The 10,411-nt window shown below is 35.4% G+C and carries 12 protein-coding genes and 2 pseudogenes; 7 read left to right on the forward strand and 7 right to left on the reverse strand.

Translation table 11 applies throughout. The features are described from left to right. Window positions 1-49: 49 nt before the first annotated feature. A complete protein-coding gene (locus tag NQU59_RS18555) occupies window positions 50-691 on the reverse strand; it encodes a TetR/AcrR family transcriptional regulator C-terminal domain-containing protein (protein WP_004787586.1) in 642 nt (213 codons plus the stop codon). Window positions 692-756: 65 nt separating this feature from the next. Between NQU59_RS18555 and tet(39) the strand changes: the two genes are divergently transcribed. Further along, the gene (gene tet(39), locus NQU59_RS18560) at window positions 757-1,944 is read left to right on the forward strand and encodes a tetracycline efflux MFS transporter Tet(39) (RefSeq protein WP_004856455.1); all 1,188 of its coding nucleotides are present in this window, start codon (window positions 757-759) and stop codon (window positions 1,942-1,944) included. Between the two features lie 224 nt (window positions 1,945-2,168). Here the strand turns inward: tet(39) and NQU59_RS18565 are convergent, their stop codons facing one another. The 3 genes from NQU59_RS18565 to repM are packed head-to-tail and all read right to left on the reverse strand — an operon-like array spanning window position 2,169 to window position 3,828. After that, the gene (locus NQU59_RS18565; RefSeq protein WP_164836615.1) at window positions 2,169-2,312 is read right to left on the reverse strand and encodes a hypothetical protein; all 144 of its coding nucleotides are present in this window, start codon (window positions 2,310-2,312) and stop codon (window positions 2,169-2,171) included. Window positions 2,313-2,324: 12 nt separating this feature from the next. Next, complete coding sequence (locus NQU59_RS18570; protein WP_257066423.1) at window positions 2,325-2,879, reverse strand: helix-turn-helix domain-containing protein; 555 nt, start codon at window positions 2,877-2,879, stop codon at window positions 2,325-2,327. After that, window positions 2,872-3,828, reverse strand: coding sequence for a replication initiation protein RepM (gene repM / locus NQU59_RS18575; RefSeq protein ID WP_151838182.1), 957 nt, complete (start codon window positions 3,826-3,828; stop codon window positions 2,872-2,874). The genes NQU59_RS18570 and repM overlap by 8 nt, the downstream gene beginning before the upstream one ends. 1,350 nt (window positions 3,829-5,178) lie before the next feature. Here repM and NQU59_RS18580 point away from each other — a divergent pair. Continuing rightward, window positions 5,179-5,370: a hypothetical protein gene (locus NQU59_RS18580; protein ID WP_257066429.1), complete on the forward strand. Its 192-nt coding sequence runs from the start codon at window positions 5,179-5,181 to the stop codon at window positions 5,368-5,370. A 42-nt stretch (window positions 5,371-5,412) separates the two neighbouring features. Here NQU59_RS18580 and NQU59_RS18585 read toward each other — a convergent pair whose 3' ends face one another. Next, on the reverse strand, window positions 5,413-5,802 hold the full coding sequence (locus NQU59_RS18585; protein ID WP_257066407.1) for a tautomerase family protein: 390 nt from the start codon (window positions 5,800-5,802) through the stop codon (window positions 5,413-5,415). 150 nt (window positions 5,803-5,952) lie between these two features. On the opposite strand from NQU59_RS18585, the gene NQU59_RS18590 reads away from it, so the two are divergent. The 5 genes and pseudogenes from NQU59_RS18590 to NQU59_RS18610 all read left to right on the forward strand — a co-directional run bounded on the left by NQU59_RS18590 (window position 5,953) and on the right by NQU59_RS18610 (window position 9,487). Continuing rightward, window positions 5,953-6,273 carry a type II toxin-antitoxin system RelE/ParE family toxin gene (locus NQU59_RS18590; protein WP_002126330.1) on the forward strand — a complete coding sequence of 107 codons (321 nt, stop codon included), beginning with the start codon at window positions 5,953-5,955 and terminating at the stop codon, window positions 6,271-6,273. Continuing rightward, entirely contained in the window at window positions 6,266-6,538 is a 273-nt protein-coding gene (nadS, locus tag NQU59_RS18595; RefSeq protein WP_257066412.1) for a NadS family protein, read from the forward strand. Before NQU59_RS18590 ends, nadS begins: the two co-directional genes overlap by 8 nt. A 97-nt stretch (window positions 6,539-6,635) precedes the next feature. Further along, on the forward strand, window positions 6,636-7,109 hold the full coding sequence (locus NQU59_RS18600) for a hypothetical protein (protein ID WP_257066413.1): 474 nt from the start codon (window positions 6,636-6,638) through the stop codon (window positions 7,107-7,109). A 532-nt stretch (window positions 7,110-7,641) separates the two neighbouring features. Next, a complete protein-coding gene (locus NQU59_RS18605) occupies window positions 7,642-8,151 on the forward strand; it encodes a hypothetical protein (protein ID WP_257066415.1) in 510 nt (169 codons plus the stop codon). A 128-nt stretch (window positions 8,152-8,279) separates the two neighbouring features. Continuing rightward, window positions 8,280-9,487 (forward strand): annotated as a pseudogene (locus NQU59_RS18610) (IS256-like element ISAba26 family transposase). A 59-nt stretch (window positions 9,488-9,546) separates the two neighbouring features. On the opposite strand, the gene NQU59_RS18615 reads toward NQU59_RS18610, so the two are convergent. Together NQU59_RS18615 and NQU59_RS18620 are read right to left on the reverse strand one after the other, a co-directional pair. Continuing rightward, window positions 9,547-9,837, reverse strand: a complete 291-nt coding sequence (locus NQU59_RS18615; RefSeq protein ID WP_004787581.1) for an addiction module antidote protein — start codon at window positions 9,835-9,837, stop codon at window positions 9,547-9,549. A gap of 3 nt (window positions 9,838-9,840) precedes the next feature. Continuing rightward, a pseudogene (locus NQU59_RS18620) lies at window positions 9,841-10,137 on the reverse strand (type II toxin-antitoxin system RelE/ParE family toxin). Between the last annotated feature and the right edge of the window lie 274 nt (window positions 10,138-10,411).

Genomic DNA, 10,411 nt, shown 5'->3' on the forward strand with positions numbered 1-10,411 from the left:
GATAAAAGCTTTATTACTAAATAGAACAGTTGCTTAAAGCAGTATAGAGTTAAGTTTGCATTTTAATATCAAGTTGTCTTTCAGCACCGATAATCACCATACGAATCCCATTTTCAAAAATGTCATCCGCATTCATATTTTGTAAGGTATTCACTCCTTGGAGCATGAGTGGATATATAGTTGGATCGGCTTCGAATGGTGGGTCTGATCTTATTTCTTCTTGCTGCTCCTCAAGGACCCACCCAACAATAAACCTTCCTAATGTCATAAGTAATGCAACTGCTTCAACAGGAGAAAACCCAGCATGAGATAACAGCGCAACTTGGGCCTCAATCGTGTTGAAATGTCCTTGACTGGGGCTAGTTCTTGCATGTAGACGAGCACCATCACGGTAAGCTAGTAGTGCTCGACGAAAGCTTACAGAATTAGCGAGCAACCAATCTTGCCATGTCATCCCATCGATGGGTAAAGAAACTAAATGGTGTTCATTTATAATGGTTTCCGCCATTGCTTCCATTAACAAGGATTTATTCTTGAAATGCCAATATAGAGTTGGAGATTTAATACCCAATCGTTGAGCTAGCTTGCGTGTGGTTATTGAATCTATGCCTTCTTCATTCAACATATCCAATGCGGTACGCAGGACTATTTCACGTGTCAGACGTTGAGGTGCAATATCTTTTTTACTCATAAATCTATCACTGATAGGGAGTGTGTGAGAGAATATTAATTCTATCATTGCTAGAGAAGGCATTTGTGAAGAAATCATTGAGCGTGATTTTAATCACTATATTTCTGGATGCTGTTGGGATTGGTTTAATTATGCCGATCTTGCCTGAATTATTACGGTCATTGGCTGGAGCTGAAGCAGGCGGTGTTCACTATGGTGCTTTATTAGCTGTGTATGCTCTGATGCAGTTCATTTTTGCACCTATCCTTGGAGCGTTGAGTGACCGATTTGGACGTCGACCTGTATTAATTATTTCAATTGCTGGTGCAACGGCTGATTATCTCCTAATGGCTGCTGCTCCTTCTCTATTGTGGCTATATATTGGTCGTATTTTTGCGGGAATTACAGGTGCCAACATGGCTGTTGCAACAGCTTATGTTTCAGATATTACTCCAGCCCATGAGCGTGCAAAAAGGTTTGGTCTCCTTGGAGCTGTCTTTGGTATTGGGTTTATAGCGGGTCCGGTAATAGGTGGAGTTTTGGGTGAATGGAACTTACATGCACCGTTCTTTGCTGCTGCTTTTATGAATGGGATTAATTTAATAATGACAGCAGTCTTATTAAAAGAATCAAAACACAGCAATAAAATGACTGAGAAGGTTCAGGAGCAATCAATATTAAAGAAATTATCCTATTTGATCACTCAACCTAATATGGCTCCATTGCTTGGTATCTTTTTAATTATCACATTGGTTTCACAAGTCCCCGCAACTTTATGGGTTATCTATGGGCAGGATCGTTATGGCTGGAGTATATTTATTGCAGGTGTTTCCCTTGCTAGTTATGGAATATGCCATTCTATTGCACAGGCTTTTGCTATCGCCCCTATGGTAAAGAGGTTTGGAGAGAAAAATACGTTGTTATGTGGAATAGCTTGCGATGCAATTGGTTTACTTCTTTTATCTATTGCTGTTGAAGAATGGGTGCCTTTTGCGTTGTTACCATTGTTTGCCCTTGGTGGAGTAGCCGTTCCTGCTTTGCAAGCAATGATGTCCAGAGGTATTAGTGATGAAAGACAAGGTGAATTACAAGGGCTATTAAGCAGTTTTAATAGTCTGGGGGCTATAATTGGTCCTGTATTAGTTACTAGCCTCTATTTTATGACTCAGGCATCAGCTCCTGGAATGGTATGGGCATTAGCTGCAATACTTTATGTAATCACCCTACCCTTATTGCTTAAGTATCGCCTGAATAAATATTCTGGAGTTCCATAAAATATTTAATTTATTGGTTTAAAAACTAATGGATTCTATAGTTTATCTAAAATTAACATAATACACCTTTATACGAAATGTGTTATAATTTATTTTGAAATTCAAATACTTATTTCAAAGTTTATAGCCCAAACATCACTGTTTGGGCTTTTTTTATGATTTTTCACGTTCCACGCCTATTCTTTGATCAATGTTTCACGACTTTGTTTAGGTTAATTGAATAATCAGGATGCTTGGTCTTTTTCTTTTTGGCGTTCATTCAGCTCTTTTTTGAGTGCCTTTTTATCCTGGTATGCTGCAATCAGCATAATCGGGATCAGCAGCGGGGCCACAATAATGCCCAGGGCAATGTCTTTCAGTTTCGGCATGATCTCTCTCCCTTAGTCATTATCAAAAACAGCATTCAGCACACGGCCAAATAAGCCACGTTTTTTCTTTGTCTCATAGTGTGTCTTTGATACGTGTTTTGGTGTTTCATTGGGGTGTGTCACTGGTGTTTCATGAGATGTACTAATTTCACCATATTTATTATTATCAATAGTTTCACGTGTTTCACGACTGTTGTCGCATGGTGCATCATTAGGATGTGTCACTGGTGCATCATGAGACATTTTTTCTTCAGACTCTTTATGCCCTAATAGTAGTTGAAAGCGGTCTATTTGATCTAAATAGCGTTTTTCCCGATCTTTGTATGACTCAATTTCCTTTTTCATGAAATCAACAAGCTGACGTAAATCCGCATCATCCTTAGACTGATTCACTTCTTGTTTTTGTTCATGCTTTTTGATCGGCTCCCCAAAGCATCGGATGACTTCTGCAATATCAAAAAGTCCATCAGAGCTTCGAGATATACGTCCTTCTTTTATGGCCCTATATAACGTAGAGCGACTGACGTTAAAGCGATTAGATACTTCACTTAGTGATAACTTAGCCATTTGCTACATCCTTTTTACTTGATGGCATATATCCCACTTTTTTTAGGTACGGGTATAGTTCTTTTATTCGGTCAGGATTTTTCAGCATCTCAGCAATACGAATAGCAAATTGAGGATAGCTTTCAGTTCCTTGTGAATAGCGACCCATTTCAGGGAGTTCTGAAAGCTTATTTGCAAACATGTGACGTTGTGCATCAGTCATTTGGGTAAAGAGATCTACCGTATTTGGATCTCTTTCTGAAGGTATAGAATTAATTTTTTTATGCTTAAAAGTGAATGATAAGCCTGAGATAGATCTTCCTGTTTTGTACTGTTCGTATTTTACATGTATATCAGTTAGCTCATTGATTTGCTTTATTGCTGGTTCTAAAACACGACTTTTAAAATTAACCATTTTTTGATATTCATTAATATCAAGTCCTAATTTTTCTCTGAACTCAGATAAAGAAATAACAGGTGTTTTTCCTACGTCTCTCCAAGCAATTAGAAACTCATATAGACGAATAGCATATTTGCTAGTGAGTTGAGCAACCTGTTTAAGTTGATAGCTCGTAAAGTGCTTTTCCAATCTTGTAATAAGAGGAACAACATCTGGTGCAAAGGTAACTTCTAATGTAGCAAGGTCATCAACATATGCAATTCGGCTAACCCAGCGGGATTTGACTACAATTTCTTTGTTTGTATCTTTATGAATTTCCTTAAAAGAGAACTTTCTTTCAAAAAGATTATTAACTGCATTCTTTAGAGCGTTATATGCAGCTTCTTTGGTGACATCAAAGCGAGAAGCATAATCAGAAGCATGAATTTCTAATTTACTGTCGGATGAGATCCCTTGGCCTGTTTCTCTTGCTCTTATTATTGATAAAAGGATAAGCCGTTGCTCGGTTACTTCAAGATTATAACTGGCATTAATTAAGGCATTATCTTTTACTACTAAGTCATTTTTCATAAGACTGCATAGGTTATAAGTGTTATTAAGACTACACTAGCATTTGATGTAATCAAATGCAAAGAAATTGTAGTCTTATGACAAAGAAATTGTAGTCTTATGACAAAGAAATTGTAGTCTTATGACAAAGAAATTGTAGTCTTATTAGTCTTGAAAACCCTGTAAATAAAGGCTTTCAGCATGTCTAAAAGCATTTAAAAACTTTAAAATAATTAAAAGCCCAGGAAAGGAAAAATTGCCCTTGGTTTTCGCTTCGCTCAAACTCTATTGAATCTCGCTTTCGCTCGATTCGCCGGGGCAATTTTTAGGTTAATATTCCCGTGAATTTAAGAAAAAGCAAAGGCAAGAGCAAAAGCAACTCGGAATTCGCTTCGCTCATAAAGCTTTTTTACTCGCTACGCTCGATCTAGGCACAATTTTCTGCATGTGATTTACGCTTATTTAGGCTTCACAGCCTAAAAAGCTGTTTTTCAAGAAGTCGAGGTGCGAATTTTGGTGCTTCGCTCGTAGACACTCGCTCTATTCATCCCGATTAGAATAAAAATAGCCTCTATTTGGCGCTCATTTGCGTTTTTTGACCTGATTACTCATTTCAATAGTGGATTCTATGTCTTAAGTAAAAATGTGGCTGAAATCGCATGTGAGAGCGTTTTAACTTGGGTTTTATTTTTGACCTGTAGGCTAGAGTTTCCGCTTATAGATTTTTCTTTTAGAAACACAATAGTCAGGATCTCTTTTGGCCAAGCACTATCTTTACTGTCAGTTCAGTCAATTAAATGGATTGAGAGCCGGTACATACCGGCAATTTTTGGTTCACACACCACGCATCTAAAGATGACAACCCTCAAACCTTTGCCAGATATGGTTTTTATAGGTTTTTTTATCATATAGAAACTGTTTCAAAAAAATGGACAAAAACTGCTATAAACATTTGTTTTTAAATAAAAAATAAACTTTCATCGGTTTTTTCAAAAAATATCCAATTTTTTATTTAAAGTATTGAAATATAATGTAAAAATAACTTTCAAATCAACTTTCAGAATATATCTTAAAATTAAGGTTAATTTATTGAAATTATGGAAAAAATTGATGAAAGTTTAGATTTTTAAGTTTCAGAATCGTGTACAAAATTAATGGACTTTTTTATGCTAAAAATTTGATTTATATGATTATTGTTCTGTACATGGGGTTGTACAAAAATAAAGGCTATTTTTATATAAGCATATGAAAATTATAAAAATAATATGTACACATGGATCATACAATAATGTACAAATTTTAGTGGCTAAATTAGGTATAAAGTATTGAAATTTATTAAAAATCAATATGTACAATCCAAGGTTACTTCTTATGTCAACAGAATTAGTCAATTCAGCCAATATTATCCCTTTTCCTAAGCCATGTACCTTTTGTGAATCAACGCAACATGTACAACTTTTTGCTGGGCTGATGCTTTGTAATAGTTGTCAGGAAAACATCAAAATTACCAATCCTGGAATGTTTGAGGCTAATGATCAGATTCAACAAAAAGCCCAGGATTAACCTGGGCTTCGTATAAGGCGTATTATGTTAATTTTAGGAAATTTAAATATTTACCTTATAATTTAACTGTAGTTCATCCGCATTTTCCCCTCTAATGCCCCAGTTTTCTTTGGGGGTTTCAAATATAGTTATCTCAACATCATTTGAATCAATACCGCATAGATTGTTTATATTTTCGAATAGAGTCTTAATAAATGCTTTTTTAGTCTCTTTTGTTCGTCCATCGAACATGGAAATTTCAATAATTATATAAGATGTACTGCGGTCTGCTGGATATATAAAATTTTTGGATTGTAGTGGAATAAAACGTTGAAACCTTTTTTCTTCAGGGTATTTTAATTCTTTAACTAAAGCCTGATGGATAGCTTTACTTAAATTATCACGATGTAATTCTATAGTTTCATCTAAAGCATAAATTTTTATCTGAGACATTACTTTCTCTAAATTAAAACTCTAATTTTAGCTTAATCTCCCCCTACTATTTAACATAATGGTGGTTATACGAAAAGAGAGTCTACAGCTCTCGTTTTTTGATATCGAAACTGCTAAAATCGATATACGCCATTGACGTACATTAAGTCTATGTTATTTATTGAAACCAGCATCTTTACCAAGCAAATTAAAGACCTTGTATCTGATGAGGAATATCGTCAACTTCAACAAGATCTATTGGTTCAGCCAGATAAAGGTGACTTAATCAAGAATGGCGGTGGCATTCGAAAAGTACGTTGTGCTCAAGGTAACAAAGGTAAAAGTGGCGGCATCAGAGTAATTTACTATTGGGTAAATGAGGATGATCAAATCTTTTTCTTAGTGGCTTATCCAAAATCAGTTAAAGATAATTTAACGGATAAAGAAACAGCCATTCTGCGCCAACTCGTGAAGGAGCAATTTCATGGATAACAACTTATTTGATGACTTGGTTGCTTCAATCAAAGAAGCTGGAGCTATCAAACGTAAAGAAGTTAAAGCAAGCCGAGTTACAGAACTCAAATTGCCTGATATTAAAGAAGTACGTGAAAAAACTGGCTTGAGCCAAAATGAATTTGCTGCACGTCTACATATTAGCCCACGTACCCTGCAAAATTGGGAACAAGGACGACGTTATCCAACTGGACCAGCAGCTACATTGATTCGAATTTTAGATGCTCACCCTGGCCTTATCTAAAAATTAAATAAAAGATGGGAGCTTTAAGCTCCCATCTTTTATTTCGTATAAGGCGTATTATGTTAATTTTAGAAAATATTAAGTATGGGAATGGGAAATGGTACAGACAGATCTTATAGAGATTGGTACTAAGGAGTTTTCGTTTACTGTTCTTAATGTTAATCCGCAAAGGTATCTTTTAGCTCTAACAATGAACATAAATGGGCTTTCATTTGGTACATTAGAGTCACCAACATATATACCTAGTTTTGTTGGCGCTTTGAGGACATTACTGCAATCAGCTTCTTACAAAAACTATAATCTAACTACAGAAAACTTTTTTGATAATCTATGTATAAATAATGATCTTATTGATCAGTACCACTTAACTTTAGAAGAAACATTTGATGATTTTTCAAAGATTGGTGTAAGAAATCAAGAGTCCGTTTTTCTCTTATTTAGGTTGAATGAAAATCCATTTTTTGCATATCCAAATTTAATTGAAAATATTGTATATGCTGAGTATGTGACGATTAATTCAGTTCAATTAGCTTTAAATGGCTTAAGTGAATACATAGAAAAACTTTCCTAAAATCTCTTACATTTAACATAATGGGCGTTATGCGAAATCATTTATAAAAAGTTATTATTTTTCAAATATTTAAAAAATTAGTCATGACTAAAAATAGGTAAAAAGCCGACTCCGAAACAAGTCGGCTGCTTTTTAAGCAATTTTGTCACTTTTAGCCAATAAAATTGGTTAAAAAATATTCAAAAATCCAAATTTTCCTGATTTCTAAAGGCTCTCATTTCTGAAATTATCCCCATTTCCTGCGGACAATTCTTGGGATAATTTGAGGATATTTGCATGTACGTTCTGGCGTACAGGCATTCAAGAAAATCACCAATAGGCAGACACAACCAGATTGCATATCATGGCTTCATTGAGAACAGGATGTTCCAGATAACAACAATAAGATCAGCGACAGGACGCGAGGGATGACAGGAGTTGACCCTAGTACCAAATACGAAAAACCCCGACAGGATGTCGGGGTTTTTTATTGTTTATAAGAAATTTTCTGCTAAATATAAAAACATATATCCAATAAAGAATGATTTTGTATATGTGTAATAAACATAAGATTCAAGAAATACTTAGATATGTTTGGTTGCCTAAATTAAAATTTTCGAGTGAAGAATTAAGCTATATAACTGATTTAATTTGTGAAATATTAGAAGGATTTGGAGACACAAGCGATGTTAATACTTTACTAAATGATATATCGATAACTAAATACAATGGAAGCGCTTCATCAGAAAAGTGTGAGCAAGTAGCTGAGCTAATTATGAGTTGGAATGGCGGTCCTCCTCTAAAAACTGATTATGCAGTCATGAGATTCCGCCAAAGTATGTACCACACTCTGCTGTCATATAAAAATAATGAAAAAGAACTAAGTATCAAATTTGATATGACTGTAAATTATGAAGTTATTATAGATCCAAGTACATGGCCCCTCGATGGGGATGAGAAGCAACAATTGTTAGAGATAATGCAAGAAATTTATAAAGATGAATTGATCATCGATAATGAGGAAAATTCAGAATACATTGCAAATAATTTAGCCTATTGGTGATGTATTCTGAATTTCGCATAAGAGATTTTATGTTAAATAAGATGGAACTTAGAGGGACTGTTCTAAATTTTGTGTAAGTACTTAATTTTCATTTATCCTTCAGAGGATAATTACAAAAGGTACTTCACATGGATGAAGCAACAATCAAAAGTATGGCTGCCGAATTGGCTAAAGGTCTAAAAACACCAGAAGACTTAAACCAAATGACAGCAGTCTTTAAAAAATTCATGATTGAAACTGCACTCAATACTGAACTTTCAGACCATCTCGGTTATGAAAAGCATCAGTCCAGGAAAGGCTCAAATAGCCGTAATGGGTTTAGTTCTAAAACCATTACAACTCAAGATGGACAACTGGCTTTAGATATTCCCCGTGATCGAGAAGGTTCATTTGAGCCACAAATTATCAAAAAGCACCAAACACGCATCACCAGTATGGATGACCAAATCCTCTCACTGTATGCAAAAGGAATGACTAATAGGGAAATTGTAGCCTTCTTCAAAGAAATGTACGATGCCGATGTCTCAGCATCTCTCATCAGCAAAGTTACCGATGCTGTGATTGAGCAAGTGACTGAGTGGCAAAATAGAGCCTTAGATAGCCTTTATCCTGTTGTCTATCTTGACTGTATTGTTGTCAAAGTCCGTCAGCACTCCAATGTGATTAACAAGTCCGTATACCTTGCTTTAGGCATCAATATGGATGGACAAAAAGAATTACTGGGTATGTGGATTGCTCAGACAGAAGGTGCCAAATTCTGGCTGTCAGTCATGACAGAGCTAAAAATCGAGGAGTACAGGATATTCTTGTTGCCTGTGTAGATGGATTAAAAGGCTTTCCTGACGCGATAGCCTCCGTTTACCCTCATACTGATATTCAACTGTGTATCGTGCATGTTGTACGCAATAGCCTGAGATTTGTAAGCTGGAAAGACTACAAGGCTGTTACCTCGGGTCTGAAAGCGATTTATCAGGCAAGTACAGAGGAAAATGCTTTAAAGTCCCTAGACATCTTCTGTGATCAATGGAATCACCAGTATCCCAAAATTGGAGAATCCTGGCGGGCCAATTGGGAAAATATCCGAACGATCTTTAGCTATCCAGCCGAAATACGTCATGCAATTTATACAACAAATGCGATTGAGTCGTTGAATAGCGTAATACGCCATTCAACGAAGAAGAGGAAAATCTTTTCATCTGATGACTCAGTAAAGAAGGTCATTTACTTAGCAACATCAAATGCTGCGAAGAAATGGACGATGCCAATTCAAAATTGGCGTTTAGCAATGAATTGGTTTACGATTCAGTTCGATGATCGATTAAAAGATCATTTATAAAAAATGGAACTTACACAAAATAATTTACAGGCTCAACTTAGACAAAATTTTATTAATAGTTATGCATTCTGCACAGTTAGTTTTAGACCTAAAGCATTTACTACACGATTAATCGTATCAAAACGAGGTGCTGAATCTTGACGGAGTGCTTTGTAAAGTGCTTCACGTCCAATTCCTGCTTCTTTAGCGATTTGAGTCATACCACGAGCTTTAGCAATTACACCAAGTGCATGAGCTAGTTCAGCAGGGTCATTCTCTTCAAGAACCATATTAAGATACATTACAATATCTTCTTCACTCTTAAGTGCTTCTGCCATGTCAAAGCTAGGTAGATCAGCTATTTTAACCATTTTTCAATCCTCTAAAGATTTTGATAAATCAACAGCTCGTTCTATATCCTTTTGCTGTGTAGATTTATCACCACCTCCAAGCATCACAATGATTACATCACCATGTTTGATGTAATACATGCGCCAACCTGGTCCGAAGAACTCTCGCATTTCCCAAACACCTTCTTGAAGATGCTTTACATCGCCCTAATTACCACGCTGAACCTTATCTAATCTTCGATTCAGTTTAAGACGGGTCATACTGTCTTTAATGCTATCTAGCCATTCATCAAATTCAGGGAGACGTTTAATCTCGGTCATGAAAGTTCCTCTTTATTGTATTCGATCGAATACACAACATTATAATGAATATATTTTATGAGTAAATGAAATAATAAGAATATATTTTATCAATTGATTATTTAATAACCTATGTTCTTGGCAAAAGGTATCAAACTCTGCTCATAAAAAGCCGACTTGTTTCTAAGTCGGCTTTTTACTGTTTTTGAAGTCAGTCAAAATTTTATAACTATATGAAAAACAATAATATTTTAAATTGCGTTTCGTATAAGCTTCTATTATGTTAAATAATTAA

The sequence above is a fragment of the Acinetobacter colistiniresistens genome (genome assembly GCF_024582815.1).
Lineage (GTDB): Bacteria > Pseudomonadota > Gammaproteobacteria > Pseudomonadales > Moraxellaceae > Acinetobacter.